General features: G+C 60.0%; 7 protein-coding genes, 1 tRNA gene and 1 pseudogene. 4 read left to right on the top strand and 5 right to left on the bottom strand.

Annotation, left to right across the window (positions count from 1 at the left end; all coding sequences use genetic code 11):
* Positions 1-450: a hypothetical protein gene (locus R3C19_19435; protein ID MEZ6062521.1), complete on the top strand. Its 450-nt coding sequence runs from the start codon at positions 1-3 to the stop codon at positions 448-450.
* Between the two features lie 228 nt (positions 451-678).
* Positions 679-3171 (top strand): hypothetical protein, encoded by a 2493-nt coding sequence (locus tag R3C19_19430; protein MEZ6062520.1) that lies wholly within the window; start codon positions 679-681, stop codon positions 3169-3171.
* On the opposite strand, the gene R3C19_19425 is transcribed toward R3C19_19430, so the two are convergent.
* The 3 genes and pseudogenes from R3C19_19425 to R3C19_19415 form a co-directional block, all read right to left on the bottom strand.
* Complete coding sequence (locus R3C19_19425; protein ID MEZ6062519.1) at positions 3124-4734, bottom strand: DUF1501 domain-containing protein; 1611 nt, start codon at positions 4732-4734, stop codon at positions 3124-3126. The genes R3C19_19430 and R3C19_19425 overlap by 48 nt on opposite strands.
* A gap of 7 nt (positions 4735-4741) precedes the next feature.
* Positions 4742-7393: a DUF1553 domain-containing protein gene (locus tag R3C19_19420; protein ID MEZ6062518.1), complete on the bottom strand. Its 2652-nt coding sequence runs from the start codon at positions 7391-7393 to the stop codon at positions 4742-4744.
* A 217-nt stretch (positions 7394-7610) separates the two neighbouring features.
* Positions 7611-7685: pseudogene (locus R3C19_19415) on the bottom strand (hypothetical protein).
* A gap of 36 nt (positions 7686-7721) precedes the next feature.
* On the opposite strand from R3C19_19415, the gene R3C19_19410 reads away from it, so the two are divergent.
* Positions 7722-7877, top strand: a complete 156-nt coding sequence (locus tag R3C19_19410) for a hypothetical protein (protein ID MEZ6062517.1) — start codon at positions 7722-7724, stop codon at positions 7875-7877.
* Positions 7878-7983: 106 nt separating this feature from the next.
* On the opposite strand, the gene R3C19_19405 is transcribed toward R3C19_19410, so the two are convergent.
* Complete coding sequence (locus tag R3C19_19405) at positions 7984-8121, bottom strand: hypothetical protein (protein MEZ6062516.1); 138 nt, start codon at positions 8119-8121, stop codon at positions 7984-7986.
* 1108 nt (positions 8122-9229) lie between these two features.
* Between R3C19_19405 and R3C19_19400 the strand changes: the two genes are divergently transcribed.
* Positions 9230-9300: transfer RNA gene (locus R3C19_19400), tRNA-Gly, on the top strand.
* A gap of 876 nt (positions 9301-10176) precedes the next feature.
* Here the strand turns inward: R3C19_19400 and R3C19_19395 are convergent.
* Entirely contained in the window at positions 10177-15198 is a 5022-nt protein-coding gene (locus R3C19_19395; GenBank protein MEZ6062515.1) for a PA14 domain-containing protein, read from the bottom strand.
* Positions 15199-16129 lie beyond the last annotated feature (931 nt).

The following is a 16129-nucleotide window of genomic DNA, read 5'->3' as shown; positions in this document are numbered from 1 at the left end:
ATGCCAACCATCGATGATGTCCAAGAGGCGCTGACGGTGACGGGCATTTCGGCCTTCGGGCTGAGTATGCCGGTGCTTTCGCCCAACTGGACTGACGTGGACACGAACCTGCCCAGCGTCAATTCAGCGGGCATGTCGCTGAACCTTGCAAGTGGTTCATGGCTGGCACCGGTCGACGGCACTCTGTTCAAGATGGAAGCCGACATCATCGGCGTCACGCTGACTCAGCCCAGCGGCGATGTTGTCAGTGGCCCCGGACTTCTGCTGACGCTGCCACCACAACTGTACCTGCGACTGAACCGACTGTACGCACGAGCCATTGAAGGCACCGACAATGGACTTCCCGTGCGTCCGGTTCCCGATACCTCTTTTTTCATGGGCCGGTCGATGCTCTGGATGTCAGCGGCAACATTCACGCCGGCGACAATCTCGGTCAAAGTGGAGCACTGACGGTCTACGACAACGACGGTCATCCGATCGACCCGCTGGCTGTGGCGTCCGTGTTTCAATTGCTGACAGAGCGGCATCGTCTGCTGCAGGCTCGCGCGATGGAGTTCCGTTTGACGAGACCGCGCAGCTGATCGACATCATCGGCCTTGGCGGCGCGTCGACGATTCGCGTGCGACTTGCGGACGCTGCGGGAGCCCCGTCAGCAACGAACATTTCGCCGGACTGACGGTGATTGACGCTGCCCACACTGCCAACGGCATTTTCTCGCTGGCTTCTCTGACTACGGCCGTCACGATCATCCCTCCGTCTGCCGATTTTCCGATTGAGCAACGACGACTGCTGCAACTCGGCCCCGCGACGACCGGCCGAATGGGAACTCAGTTTGTTCCGACTCTGGTCGCGGCCGGAGCACCGTCGCCGTCTCGCGACTTCTTCAGCGTTCGAGCCCTCGAACTGGGATCGTACTTGCTGGGCTCGCCGAACACGGGTTACTTCGGTCACGCTCACGAACTGAAACCAGCCATTCGCATCAACGAGGCGATGTCATTGGTCACCGACGGCAACGATCTGCTGGCCGCGGCAAACATCGCCGTGAGCGGCAATCGCGATGAAGCGCTGATCGTCGCACAGGCCATTTCGTCGGACTTCGCGCTGCCCGTCGCCACGGGTGCCGCTGCGCAATTTCCTGCGTTTCCGCCGGCGGGAGCTGTCGTGCCGGCCGCTGCCGGTCCGCTGCCGGTGAACCTTCGAGATGGTTTCGCTCCGACGGCTCAGTTCGTTGACGACGGAAACGCGAACACGGCAAACGTGGATGTGGCACTGACGCTGAACGGGCTTCCCTTGGCTGCGGCAGTGCGCGTCTACAACCGCAAGTTTGTGTTCGACGCGCGCGAAGAACGCGGCGACGGAGCTGGCGGAATCGTCACTCAGGCCGGCGCCGTTGCCGGTACCGGAACTCTGACGCTGCTGCTGCGAGATCCCTTCTCTCTTCGCCGGCCGGGAATTCCGGAGAACGCAACAAGCATTCCCGTCGACCCGGTACTGCGAGTGGACGTCGTCGTCATCAAGCAAACCGGCGAATCGCGAATCTACGGCAACGTCGAAGCGGTTGTCGCCGCCGCCGCGCCGGCTGCTTTGCCCGCGCCTGTATCTAACAGCTTCGCAGCACCGCCCGCGCCGGGACAGTTGCCGCGACGTGGTGTGTCCAACGCCGGAATTCTCGGCCTGAAGCCTCCCGCCGTTTCGCAGCCGCTCGGGCTGAATCCGCTCGACGCTGTCCTGTCCGCCGTCCTGCAGCTTGCCGGAGAATCCGACCCGCGCGATGCGCCGCGACTGCCCACGATGGCTCGGCGAGACCTGCTGGCCGCGGGACTCGCGAACGGCAACTGGAACGCTGTGCTGTCCGGCGGGCGACTCACGGCAGAAGCGCATTCGGCCGATGCACGGCGCGGCAGCCCCGGATCTCCCGGTGGCCGGGAGACGCAACTTGTCGGCGTTGCAACGCAGAATGGCCGCCTTGCGTGGGACATCGCACGCATGGCCTTTCGCCGCACCACGCAACTCGTCCCGCGACTGATTGCACTTGCACAGTCGCGCTGGAACGAACCGGCCGAACCTGCCGCAGCAAACGGTTCGTTCGCTGCGGCTGTGCTGCAAAACATCCCGCCGGGATGTGAGACACCCGAACTGGGTCCACTGAGACAGGTTCTTGAAGCCAACCCCGATTCGCTGCCCGCGACGTTTGATCAATTCGTCGATCAGGTCACCGGCTTCATCAACAGCGCCCTGAATCCGGTCATCAACCGGCTGCCGTCCGGACCGCTGAAGACCGAAGTGGAAAATCGCCGCAATCAACTGCTGCAGGCGCTGGAAGATCTCAAGGACGATAACACGCTGAATGAATCGACGTTCGAGCGGCTGTTCAACGAACTTCACCGCGAAGTGTTTTCTTCGACGCACGGTCGGCGAGACACGCAGTGGGCACTGGAAGGCGCGATCTCCCGAGCTCGCCGGTTCATCTACATCGAATCGCCCGGTTTCGCGCCGACGCAACGAGATTACAGCGCCGATTCTCCTCCCAATCCGCCGGCCTATGCAGTGAATCTGGTGGAACGAATCGCCGCGCGGCTGACGGAAGCTCCCGGCCTGCACGTGATTGTCTGCACGCCGAAGTTCCCGGATTTCGCTCCGGGCTACGAACCATTCGCTGCTCACGAAGCCAAAGAACGCCGCGCCAAACTGCTGAACCTGCCGCCCGAACGAGTCGTCGCCTTCCATCCGATCGGATTTCCCGGAAGACCCTCACGCATCGAAGCCACAACGGTTGTCGTTGACGACACGTGGGCTCTGGTGGGTTCCAGCACGTTCCGTCGCCGCGGCCTGACGTTTGACGGTTCGTCCGATGTCGTTTTTACGGACACCAATCTTCGTCAGCATGTCTCGCCCGATATCGCTCGATTCCGCCGCGATCTGCTGGCCGCAGCTGGGGTTTCCACCGTCCGACACCAATCAATTCGGAACGATGCCAGATTCTTCCTTCGTGCAACTCAGCGACGGCGTCCAGAGTTTTCACGTCGTTCGGGAAATGCTGGTCGCCGGTGGACTCGGACGAATCGCCCGCCTCTGGAACGGTGTGATTCCGAACGCACCGGTCATCGAACCCGCGCCGATCCATCAGGCGAATCCCGACGGTCTGGAATTCGACGTCGTCAGCGCTGCTGATTTCGCTGCTGCAGACCGGCAGTCGTTCTGACCGGATCGCAGAGATTTCCCGACGATCGAAGTTCTCACGCGAGGAATTCTTCCAGCAGGCGGGAATCTTCCACGCCCGTGATGCGTGCGTCCAGACCCTGAAATTTGACCGACAAACGGCGATTGTCGATTCCCAGGCCAGTACAGAATCGTGTGATTGATGTCGGAAATCTTGACCGGGTCTTCGATCACGTTGTAACTGAAATCGTCGGTTGCTCCGAGGGATCGACCGCCCTGAATGCCGCCGCCCGCCATCCACATCGTGAAACACCGGGGATGATGGTCGCGACCGTAGTTGTCCCGCGCCAGTGTGCCCTGACAATACACCGTGCGGCCGAATTCGCCGCCCCAGACAATCAGCGTGTCCTTCAGCATGTCACGCTGCTTCAGGTCCTGGATCAGTGCGCGTCGGCTGGTCGATGTCGCGGCACTGGTTGCGGATGTCGCGCGGCAGGTCGGTGTCTGGTCCCAGCCGCGGTGGAAGATCTGAATGCACTGCACGCCGCGTTCCGCCATTCGCCGCGCCAGCAGGCAACTGGCGGCGAACGTGCCGGGAGTCTGGATGTCCGGGCCGTACATGTCCAAAGTCTCTTTTGACTCCTGAGAAAAATCCGTCAGCTCCGGAACGGACGACTGCATACGAAACGCCATTTCGTACTGGGCAATACGGGCGTTCGTTTCGGGATCATGCGTCTGTTCGAACTGCAGGTGATTCAGTTCGCTCAGCCCATCCAGCATCGTGCGCCGCGTCGTCCGGTCGACGCCCGGCGGATCCGAGAGAAACAGAACCGGATCACCCTTGGCACGCAGCGCGACTCCCTGCAGTTTCGACGGCAGAAAGCCGGTTCCCCACAGACGTGAAAACAGCGCCTGAGCACTCTTGCGCCCCGTCCAGGTCGGCGTCATCACGACGTAGTTGGGCAGGTTCTCCGTTGACGTGCCCAGACCGTAGGACAGCCACGATCCGAGGCTCGGCCATCCCGGAAGTTCACGTCCCGTCTGAATGAACGTCATCGCGGGGTCGTGGTTGATCGCATTCGTGTACACGGACCGTAGAAACGACAGATCATCCACGACTTCGGCGGTGTGCGGCAGCAGTTCGCTGACCCACGCAGCCGATTCGCCGTGCTGCTGAAATTTGAACATCGACGGCGCGATGGGAAATCGCTTCTGCCCGGACGTCATCGTGGTGAAGCGCTGTCCCCGCCGGACCGAATCGGGCAGATCCTTATCAAACAGCTTGTCCAGTTCCGGCTTGTAGTCGTACAGATCGTGCTGAGCGGGCCCGCCGCTCATGAACAGATAGATCACTCGCTTTGCGGTCGGCGTGTGATGCGGAATGCCGGGCAGACCATTGCGCGCCGGCGGTGCCTCGCCTGCTGCAGCAGCGTCCGCAGTGGCCGCAGCGGCGTCCGCGGCACTTGCGCTGCCGCCGGTCAGCCTGGTCAAAGCCGCCAGGCCCAGAGCGTTGAAGCCCTGTCCCAGCAGTCGCCTCCGAGTGAGGTTCAGCATCAGTTCGGTACGCGTATCCATGATGTGTTCACCCTTTCGTAATCGTTTCATCCAGGTTCAACAACATGTTGGCGACCATTGTCCATGCGGCCAACTGGCTGGCGTTCAGGGATGTATCGCACGGGGATTCTCCGACATTCAGCAGTTCTGCAGCCGCCGCTTCGTCGGCCGTGTACCGGGCCAGACTTGCGGCGAAGACTTTCATCAGCACGGCTCGTTCGGCGTCGCCGGGGTGCCGCGATGTCACCAGGCGAAACGCGAATTCGGCGCGGTCTTCGTCGGATGTTCCGCCTTCCTTCATGATGCGTTCCGCCAATCGTCGCGACGCTTCGATAAACTGTTCGTCGTTCATCAGCGCCAGCGCGGCCAGTGGCGTGTTGGTGCGTGATCGCCGGACACTGCACGTTTCCCGCGACGGCGCGTCGAATGTGGCCATCGTCGGCGGCGGAGCTGTCCGTTTCCAGAACGTGTACAGACTGCGGCGGTGCAGCGCTTCGCCGGCATCTCGCTGGAACTTCGCCGTGTTGCTGTCCGTGTAACCCACGGCTTCCCAGATTCCCGGCGGTTGATACGGCTTGACGCTGGGACCGCCGACCTGATCGATCAGCAGGCCGCTCAGGAACAAGGCATTGTCGCGAATCATTTCCGCGTCCAGACGAAACCGCGGACCGCGGGTAAACAGCCGATTCGCGCGGTCGACCGGTGTTCCGCCGCTCGGCAGTTTCGACACCTGCCGATAGGTCGACGACATCACGATCTGTTTTTGCAGCCGTTTGACGTTCCAGCCGTTTTCGCGGAAATCCACCGCCAGCCAGTCCAGCAGTTCCGGATGCGACGGCGGCGACCCCTGCGATCCGAAGTCTTCCGCCGTCTCAACAATGCCCGTGCCGAAATACTGTTGCCAGAAGCGATTCACGGTGACACGACTGGTCAGCGGATGATTGTCCGACACCAGCCATTCGGCCAGGTGCAGCCGCGTGGGCGTTTCGCCTTCGGCTGCCTGAGTCAGCGGAGGCAAAGCTGCCGGCGTGTTGCGCTGAACGGGTTCGCCCGGTTTATCGTAGGCCCCTCGCACAAGAACGTAGGCTGGTTTCGGTTCCGCTGCATCCTTCCAGACGAGAGTCGTTGGCAGTGATGCGTCCAGTTCCGAGTGACGCTTGCGAGCAGCCTCCCGATCGACAAACGCCTTTCGAAGCGTCTCATCGGTGGACACCTTGCTGCGATAGTGATCGCGCAGCGTTTGCTGCTGTTCGGCCGTCCGTTCGTCGGAGTTGATTTCGATCAGTTTGACGATTTCCGCCGGCACGCTGACGCTGCCGATCTGAGGAATCTGTTTGGCGTCGGTCACCGCCAGCCGCACTCGTCCAAACTGATGTTGCGCGTAAACGGATTCATGCCGCAGCCGAATCTTCAGCAGCGACCCGCCATCGTGCCCGAACGGAGATTCAGCTACGAAGATGGCCGTGCGATCTTCCTTCTTCTGGTGTCCCGCGATCGCCCAGCCGGTGTCCGGATTGCCGTCGATGGCGTTGGCGATTTTGAAGTCACCGTCACCCTGTTCGTGATCGGCCCACGCCTGCTTCAGAACAACCTTCTCCCATTCCCCGGGCTCCGCGGCCGAAGCAACTTCCACTTCGAATTCGCTCAACACCACGTTGCTGTTGCTGCTGCGTCCCGCTCCTTCGGCACTCAGCGATGGATGCATCAGTCCTTCCAGCCGCACCGCCGTCAGGCCGGTCGTATCAACGCGAGCAACAAATTCGTAGACGTCCTTCGCCGCGTTTTCGCCGGATGCCAGTACGGATTCGTCTTCCAGTCGGGTGAGCGTTGCGCCGCCAGTGGATGAGAATGTATCCGGCGACAGAACTGTCCACTGCGGTTCTTCGGCTGCGCTGTTGCGAATCGTGAGTTCCCAGGCGGCCTGGGCGTCATCGACTGCGGGATTGGGCGCCGTCGTGATTTCGGTCAGTTCGGCGATGCGCTGCTGCAATTCCGCCAGTTCGGCTTTCTGCTGGGGATTCGGCACTTTCAGAACGGGAGCCGGATCCTTGCTGTTGCCGTCCATCACCGGCCCGTCGAGGCTGTTGAAGAACGCATACAACTGATAGAAGTCCTTCATCGCGTAGGGATCGAACTTGTGTTCGTGACAGACAACGCAGCCCATGGACACACCCATCCAGACGGTTGACATCGTCGCCGTTCGATCGACCGTGTAATGCACGTGATATTCTTCGTCGATCGCTCCCCCTTCACTGGTCGTCACATTGCAGCGATTGAATCCGGTGGCAATCTGTTGATCGACGGTGGGATTCGGCAACAGATCTCCGGCCAGCTGTTCGATCGTGAACTGATCGAACGGCATGTTGTCATTGAAGGCCTTGATGACCCAGTCACGGTACAGCCACATTTCCCGGAAGTTGTCCAGGTGCAGTCCGTGCGTGTCGCCGTACCGCGCCGCATCCAGCCAGTAGCGTCCCATGTGTTCGCCATACCGCTGCGAACGCAGAAGGCGGTCGACGACACGTTCGTACGCTTCCGGGGACGCGTCCGCCAGAAAAGCATCGACTTCCGAAATGGTAGGCGGAAGTCCGGTCAGGTCGAACGTGACTCGGCGGAGCAGCGTCACCCGGTCCGCCTCCGGCGAATGCTGCAGCCCTTCGCTTTCCAGTCGTGCCAGCACGAAGTGGTCGATTTCGTTCGTTGGCCGAGGCTTCCTTCACCGTCGGCAGATCGGGCCGTTGTGGAGTCATCCAGGCCCAGTGCTGCCGCCATTCGGCTCCCTGTTCAATCCACTGACGAACGAGGTCGATTTCTTCCGGTGAGCACTGCTTTTCAGAATCCACGGGCGGCATGCGCAGGTCGTCATCGTCGGTCGTCAGACGCTGCAGGAGAACGCTGGCGCTGGTGTCTCCGGGAACAACGGCGATCCCTCCGGAATCGAGTTCTGCAAACAGCCCGTCCTGAGTGTCCATGCGAAAATTCGTTTCGCGGGTTGCGGAGTCCAGGCCGTGGCAGGCAAAACACTTTTCGGCCAGCAGCGGCCGAATCTGACGTCCAAAGTCGACGCGAGGTTCCTGCGCCACCACAGTTCCGGCGGCCAGCAAAACGCTCCAGGGAAGGATCATCCCGGCGACCAGAGAAACACGAACTCGCCCAACACATGATGGATTGCAGGACATGGTGGGTGGTTTCCTGTCTGTCGAAATTTCCGCAGCGTCGTGTCAGAACATTCCGTTTCCCGCGGGTGCCGAAGATCGACAGAGTCCGCTGTCACCGATTCTGTAAGGCTCTGCACGGATCAACAACTACGCAATGATATCGTGGACAACTGTCACCATGGATATTAGTCAGCCGGAAATCGCGGCCGCCGTAACGGTCAGGCAGCTTCGTGTGATCAAATCCCGGCAGGTGCAGCATCGTGGCATGCAGATCGCGAAGATGCACGTTGCCGTCATTGGCTTCAAAACCACGGCGCCGGTGACTCCGTCCGTCAAACCGGATTTTCGAACTTGCTGCATGTCACAGGTGGGAAGCGTGCCGACGACTGACATGCAGGTCGCCGACAGAGGCAGGTGTGGCGTTCGTCTTCCGATTCCCGGCGAATGGAAGCCGGCAATCACAGACGACCGCTGACGGGAATGATATCGCGGAAGCCAGTGTTATTCAAGAATTCCGGACCGTCATGTCTCGTTTGTGCTTCGACTGCTTCGCCCTCTCGTTCCAGCGGCTCCGCCCTGGAACGCTGCCTCGACTGCTTGACGTCCAGTGCAGCAACGCACACGGGCGCTGGCCTTGTGCTTCGCTCCATCGGTCATCAATTCGCTGATGGTGATCGGGCACGAGAACGCAGCACACGCGCGTTCGTCCTCATGAACATCATCCAATAACTGTGGCTGTTCGTTGGCAACCCGATTGCCGGTCATCACGCGGCGGTCCTGATGTCGCTGATCGCCGGCTGGAAGGCCAATCACGTGGAACCATGAGCCTGGCTGCGCGATATTCTGAAGCAACTCCGACGGGCGCCTCACCCGAATCCCTGTTGCCCGAAATCCTGCTGCAGCGCAATCCTCGGTACCGCTGGAAAATCACACAGCGACGTAAGGAACTTCGACTGGCGAAACTCGAAGACCTGTACTTCGACGTGCGTTTTGCGCCACTGAAAACAGCTTGCGGCATTCCCGAATTTTCAGATCGGTTCTGGAAAACAGGCGCTTGCAGCAGAAACTCAACACACAGCGGACGGAGCAGGCGGCGAAGCTTCTGTCCTCGTGCGACGATCAGCCTGCGACGTGTGTGACGCGAGGCCGCGAATCCCTGATGTCGTGTGCCACTTCGGCGACTTTGGTGAAAACGGATCTGTCGGTTGCTGCAATCCAGGAGTGACAACGACCAATTGGGTCGAATTGTGACCACTGTGTCGGTGTAAATGACAATGGCCGAACGCCAACGAAAGCAGTGGATTGCAATTGCAAAAACACGGAAATACACTGGCAAAAGTCGATGTTCGCGTGATTTCGCGGCTGTGGTGTATTGGCAACACGAAAGCTTCCCAAGCTTTAAATGAGGGTTCGATTCCCTTCAGCCGCTTCCGTTTCTGACGCTCCTGCGTGTGGATTTCCGACTGTGTCGCTGTTCTGTGTTCCAGCCTTTCCGGACCGCTGGAGCGGCGGTCATTGATTTATCTGTGGTTTCGTGTTCCTGAAGTTCGGTGACAAGTCCCGCGTTGGAAATTGCCGCGAATCACGAACCCGCTTTGCGACAGGCGGTCATCGGGGAATCTGTCTGACATCGGTGCGGCGACCCGAGGCATCGGGTAGCGATCGGCCGGATCGCGAATTCAGCCCGGCATGCCGGTATCATCGGGGCTCGTCGCTGATTGAGCCGGCGGGGTGGGAATCATGGCCGCCCTCTTAATCGCATCCCGGCGGCGGCTTCTGATGGCAAGCAAACGTCCGACGATGCTCAGTCAACCGTCAATCAGCCGGGGTTTGATATGACGAGACGGCAGATTTCGTGGATGCTCACCGCCAGTCCTGGCGGGTATCTGGCGGCGGTCAAGATTTCCGTTCGCGCAGAATTCCCGTTCTGGCCAACGGCGATACTCACGATCGCTTTTCAGCGCCGTCCTGGGTTGGGGGCTTGCGACGCTCACGATGCCCCCGGGTGAGCCCGGATAGCTTCGGCAACAATCAGTGATGCGATCAAGGCATCGGCCGGATGGAGTCGGTCGCGATCGATACAACCGCAGGCCATTCTTTCGGCCGCGGCTACTTGCTGCGATCGTATGGTCCCGCGCGGTTGTTGTTCGGAGCGTTGGGGAATCTGGCGCAGACCGTTACCCGGTGGGCGCAGCAGGATTCGCTGGAAATGCGGCCGGGCTGAGTTACATGGTGAGTACCAGGTACAGCCCGCAAGGCTCAGCCGGTGCACAGCGATGGGGCGTTCTGGTCCTGCACGGGAGCGTCAGTGCTGGTGATCGTGGTCGCCTTCGAACAGTTCGTTGTTTTGATCTCCGCGCGAGACCACGTAGGCGAGCAGGTCCAGGATTTCCGCTTTCGTCAGCTTGTTCAGCACACCCTGGGGCATGATGCTGACCTTGCTGATTTCGCGTTCGTCGATGTCTGATTTGGAAATTGTGGTTGTCTTTTCCGGGTCCGACGGATTGTCGACAAGTGTCACTTCGTCGTCGGTTTCCTTAACGACCAGGCCGGTAACCGTCTTTCCCGACGACAGGATGAAGATGTTGGACTGATATTTCTCGTCGATCTTTTTTGACGGGTTCAGCATGTGATCCAATACGTCCGTGGCCGTGTATTCCTTTGGCAGCTTTGTCAGATCCGGGCCGATATTCGCTCCCTGATCGTTCAGCCGGTGACAACCCACACAACTGGCGACTTTGAACAACTGCTGGCCGAGTTTGAAGTTGTTGGCACGGTGCATCAGATGATCGGTGTCCGCCTGCAGGTCAGCGAGCTTCCATTCCGTATTGCGACCAAGGTATTTCAGCAGTTCGTCCTTCATTTCCATCGAATGTGCCGACAGCCAGGCAGCGGGATCGGCTTCGTACGCGCGCAGATCGTCGACGACGTACAGCGCCCCGTACATCCGTCGCCAGTGTCCGGGGTACGTGCAGACGTACGGATAGATGCCGGTTTCGGTTGGCACTTCCAGAAACACGCGGTCGCTCTGACCAGGCTGCAGCAGTTTGCTGGATTCCAGGATATCATCGGTTTCGGGGATGAAGTTTCGTGCAGCGGCGTCCGGTTCGCGACCCGTCGCCTCCGCCAGTTCACCGACGGCTTCCAGAGTTCCTGGCTTCAACACCGCGAAGTTGTGCGGCATGTTGTCGGCGTTGGTCAGCATAAACTCCACCGGTCGACCGCTCTGGACGGCCAGGATCTCCTTCGAATAGATCATGCGTTCCGGAACTGTTCCGATTTCGATCAGGGGAACGGCCAGTTCATCCAGGCGGCGCAGCAGACGTTGTTTTCCGGTGTCGGCCGGCAGGTGCTCGGCAACCTGCCGGGCCAGCGCGAAAGCACGAGTTGCGTCTGATGAATTGCGCTGCCGCGGGTCGGTATCCGCGATGTAGCGGGTCAATCCCTGAGCTGCCTGGCCCAGTTGCTGCTGCGGCCAAAAATCCGCGCTGATGGCAGCCAGTGATGTCATGGCGGTATTCAGTGACTGTCCGTCACGAATCAGGCCGATCAGGTTGCCGGCCTTCTCCTTTTCGAATCCGGGAATCTGCATGAGAGAGCGGATGGCGAGTTCCTGCATCGTTTCCTCCGACGCGACGACCAGCGCGGACGCCGGAATGGGCTGCCTGCTGAAGCCGGGACCTTCCCATTCGACCTGCAGTCCGTCGCCTCCGCCGTTGTCGAAATACGTGACGGTGATCGGATGCAGTCCCGCGGCCAGCCGAGTACGTCCGCGTTTCGACGACATGCCGTGAAGACCGTCGTTGTTGACGACCAGTTCGCTGCCAATGTAAAGCCGGGAACCGTCATCAGAAGTCGTGAAGAAGGAGTAACGTCCCGGCTGCTCAATCCGAAGACTGCCGGTGAATCGCAGCGCGAACTGGTCGCGCTGTTTCAGAATCGGCACCTCCATGCGGATATCGGGAACGATCGCTTGTGATTGCGGCGTCATGTTTGCCAGTGTCTCGACGGCCACGTTTGACGGTGACGGATGGAAGTACTCGACACGGATACCCGGCTCGCTGAGCGGCTGGTTGCCCACACTGCCTGGAAGTTTCGCAATCAGGCGCCGGATGCCCGGAAGGAGTTCCGGCTGGACGTCCATTGCGACCAGCGGAACGGAGCGCAGCAACTCCGCCGTCCGCTTGTCGTTGTCGGCCACCGCGGCAAACGCTGCGGTGCCGTTGCCGTCGGCGGTGATCCATGAAGCAAAGGCAACCTCCCGGGCTTCGGCCGACTTGCCGTCCAGCGCCAGTGACACAATGCGATCGCGGACGCGCCGCAGTTCTTCGGGAGTCCGGCTTGAAAGCAGCCGGCTGAGACTTCCCAGCACGTTGGCGTTCGCCTCATCATTGAGTTCTTCAATCAGGCCGAACAACTGCTCGATTTCCGGCGTCTGTTTCAACGTCGCCAGACCGGCCAGCGACTCCTGCAGGGCCGCCAGCGGTACGTCTTCGCGTGTCAGAATTGCACGGTAGACATCTTCGGTTCGCTGCAGCTTCAGCAGGTCGTCGACGCCCGCATTGGCGATCGCATACGCCCGTGCCGCCGGGGAAAGCTGCCGACCAGCGGCCAGTTGTTCCCGAATGTAGGCGTTCAAGTCGATCGACCGTTTTGCTTCGGCAAGATTGAAATCGATCTGAAGGTCGGTCGGATGCTGCATCGCAGCGAACAAAACTTCGGCGGCGTTCGGCGGATTCACTTCCACGGCGGCAATGACAGCCTGCGCGCGAACAAGCGGACTCGCGTCATTGGCAAGGCGTCTGATTGCATCGGCCACGGATTCCGCAGGAGGAAGCCGGAAGTCCGGGGCCATACCCCATTCCGTTAGAACTCGAACTGCCGCAGCTCGCGCGTTGGGCTCCGGTGACGACAGCACTCGGTGCAGCAGATCGCGATTGGGAACCCGCTTCTGTTGATAGACCCAGAGTGCTTCCGTCAGATCGCGCGCGTGAGCGGTATCGAGTGCATCAAAGCCAGCGGCCCATTCGTCCACGGCGGCAAGAACTTCCTGAGAATCGCGGTCGGTGAGTTCCAGGCGCGCGCGATAGCGTTCCGACAGCGTGTCTGAAGCAAGGACTCGCACGACGTCAGCAATCGGCTTCCCGCGAAACTTCGCCACCGGCATCAGTTCACGTCCCGACGCCGTGATCCGATAGACGCGGCCATGCAGGTGGTCTCTGCTGGGGTCACGCAGGTTGTGTTGCATGTGACCGATCAGCGGGTTCTGCCAGTCAAGAACGTACAGAGCTCCGTCGCCACCGATTTCCATGTCGCTCGGGCGGAAATTCGGATCGGTGGAATACACAATCGGCTCCACTTCCGTGGCATGCATGGATGCGCCGTCGTTGCTGAAGCGATACTGTGTGATTCCCTGAAACCCGATGACATTGGCAATCAGCAGGTTGCCGCGAAGCTGATCCGGGAAGTGGTCGCTGTCGAGGATTGTGATGGCGGGAACCGGACGCACCCGCTTCTCGTACAGCTGCTTCGGAGCTCCACGGCCGGGAAAACCGATATAGTTTCCGGTGCCGCCGGTTCCGTCGGTGGCAAACTGATTGCCCCACTGGTCGAACGTGTCGCCGTGTGGATTGGGGCCGATCTGAAAATGATGCTTCACTTCCCACGTCAGAGGATCGAACTGAAACACGCCGCAGCGACCACTGTCGGACCGAAAGATCTGCGTGGGAGTTTCCATATTCGTAAAGTGAAAGATGCCGCGCGAGAAATAGAACCGGCCGGCAGGGTCCATCACAAAACTGTTCGCGGTGTGGTGCGTGTCGGCGGAGTCAATTCCGTGAAACATCCGAAGCCGGATATCGGCCCGGTCGTCACCGTCGGTGTCCTTCAGGAAGAAGATGTCTGGAGCCTGTGCCAGCAGGACGCCGCCGTTCCAGAATTCGAAGCCCGTTGGATTGTGCAGACCGTCGGCGAAGGTGATACAGCGGTCGGCCCGGCCGTCACCATCGTCGTCGGGCAGGATCAGCAGCTTGTCGTTCAGTGCTTCGCGGGGATTCCAGTGCGGGTACGAAGGCCATGCGGCAACCCACAGGCGTCCGTCGGCGTCAACGGCGCTCTGGACCGGATTGACAAGCTCCGGGAACTGCTCTTCGGACGCAAACAGGTTTGCTTCCATGCCCTGGTGCATCGTCATCTGCTCGATGGCCTCTTCGCCTCCGAGGAATCTGTGGAGCCCGCCGTCCAGCGTTCCCGCTTTATTGGTCTGAACGGGAATGGCAGCGGGAAGATTGCTGTCGTCGGGTGTGATTTCGCTGGCTCCGGCCGCTGCCCAGATGACTTTGTCGCGATTTGACGTCATGACGTTCAGCATCTCAAGTTCGCGCTGCATGACCTCGAAGTTGGTCTGACCGTCAACGAACTGCAGGCCGGAACGTCCGCCAAAGACACTGAATCCGTCGGTGGCCCGATAGATGTTGTGCCAGACGTGGTTCTTTTCCCGAACCGCCTGGCAAACCGTCTGGTCCCTGGACGAATCACGGTCAGCGTTGCCGCTTCCGAACAGCGTTCTGTCCATCACAGTTGCCAGCATCTGATAGCCCTGATCCGTGGCGTGGACTCCGTTGATCGTGAACGAAGCGGAGCCAGCCGGATTGCGTCCTGTTACGGCCCCGGGCGGTTTTTGCGGATCAGGACGAAGCGGGCTGCTGTGATCATTCGTCTGCGAGTAGCTTGTTTTCGACGCCGCAAACAGATCGACGAACGGAACGCCTTTCTCTTCCGCAACGGCGCTCATCGCGGCGGAGTACATTTCCAGCCGCTGGTTGTTTTCAGTGCCGTCGGGCAGCAGCCGGCTCCGGAGATTCTCGTGAGCAATCGGACTGAACAAGACCAGCCTGGGAGCCGATTCGCCGTTGTATTGCTGACTGAGTGTATGGTCGATGAAGGCTTTCAGGTCGTCACGAAATTGCGGCAAACCGGTCTCGCCCGCGAATGATTCGTTGTAACCGAAGAATGCGAAAATAACGTCAGCCTCAACCTTTGTCAGCCACTCGTCAGGAGTGCCAAAGTTCTGCGAGCGGGGCCGCGTCGTCAGCGTATCACCGCTGAAACCAAGGTTGCGGACAACCAGTTCATGCTGAGGGAAACGCGTCTGCAGCATGGTTTCGGTCCAGCCGAAATGCTGCATGCGATCGGCCAGCGTATTGCCAATGATCGCAATGTGGTCGCCCCTGTTCAGGTCCAGCATTTCCGACTGGGCGAAAGCTGATGACAGCGAACAGGTGAGCGCGACGAACAGGCACGCACAGCTAAGCAGCGGGTTTCTCACAGGGCACCTCGGACAATTGCAGAACGGTTACAAAACGTTTCAGATTGTGAAACGAATCGCCGATGAATTACAGCGACCGACACGTTTCCCGCGACGGGAATCCCGCCGATCGTCCGCGACCGGCGCTTACATTCAGACTTTTCGGTTGAACCCCGACGGAGGTCTCAAAATCTTAGCGTAGGCCCGGACCACTAAATGAGTGCATGCTGAAGCATGACTCGGTCCTCGCCTGACTCGCATCGTTTCCACCGTTGCAGTTCCCTTGAAGTCTGAAACATAACGGGTCGCGCAGGGCATTGCCCTCGCGACCTTTTTTTCTGCGCGGTGAGGAAACATTCAGCACCTGCGAACGCCGGCCGGAGGCAGACGCTTCGACGGTCCCGACCAAACTCTCGCGCATGTCGACTCACTAGACGCTGCTGCCTGCAGACTACTGCCGCGGGCGATGCCGGCTCCCGTGACAGATTTCTGAAAGTTCCGGCAGCGATTGTGCGTCATCGCTTTTGAAACGCAGTGCGAACGTCTTGAAAAGCACGCTGCCCTCAACGGTGACCCATAGGTGATCAGGTTCCGCTGTTCCCTGGTGAACGCGGGCGAAAACTGTGCTGCTGCAAGTGAAGAGCCGACGGTCGTCCTGCCCCGTTCTCATGGCGCGCAGATCGGCGCGTGAATCAGCGCATGAATGCCGGAGACACGCCGGTAATCAGTCCGCACAGTCTGTGACGAATCGACACATTTCGAATGCCGCCACAGCCGTCATCGGCCACCACACATTTGATTGCGGTCGGTCCGCAATTGAGCCATCCACGATATCCCGTTCAGTCCTGTAGAAGTTGGAGACAATCGATGAACCACATTCTGAAAATCTCTCTTGCTTTGATCGTCGCGGTCAGTCTGTCGTCGGACTGCGTCGCCCAGCGAGGTCCGGGGC

The organism is Planctomycetaceae bacterium (assembly GCA_041398785.1).
Lineage (GTDB): Bacteria > Planctomycetota > Planctomycetia > Planctomycetales > Planctomycetaceae > JAWKUA01.
The sequence above is the reverse complement of the archived record's forward strand: the minus strand, read 5'-3'. Positions and strand labels throughout refer to the sequence as shown.

What these genes read in the sequence shown, in the direction of transcription:
- R3C19_19435 (MEZ6062521.1), top strand. Translation starts at nt 1, where the DNA reads ATGCCAACCATCGATGATGTCCAAGAGGCGCTGACGGTGACGGGCATT.
- R3C19_19425 (MEZ6062519.1), bottom strand. Translation starts at nt 4,734, where the DNA reads ATGGATACGCGTACCGAACTGATGCTGAACCTCACTCGGAGGCGACTG.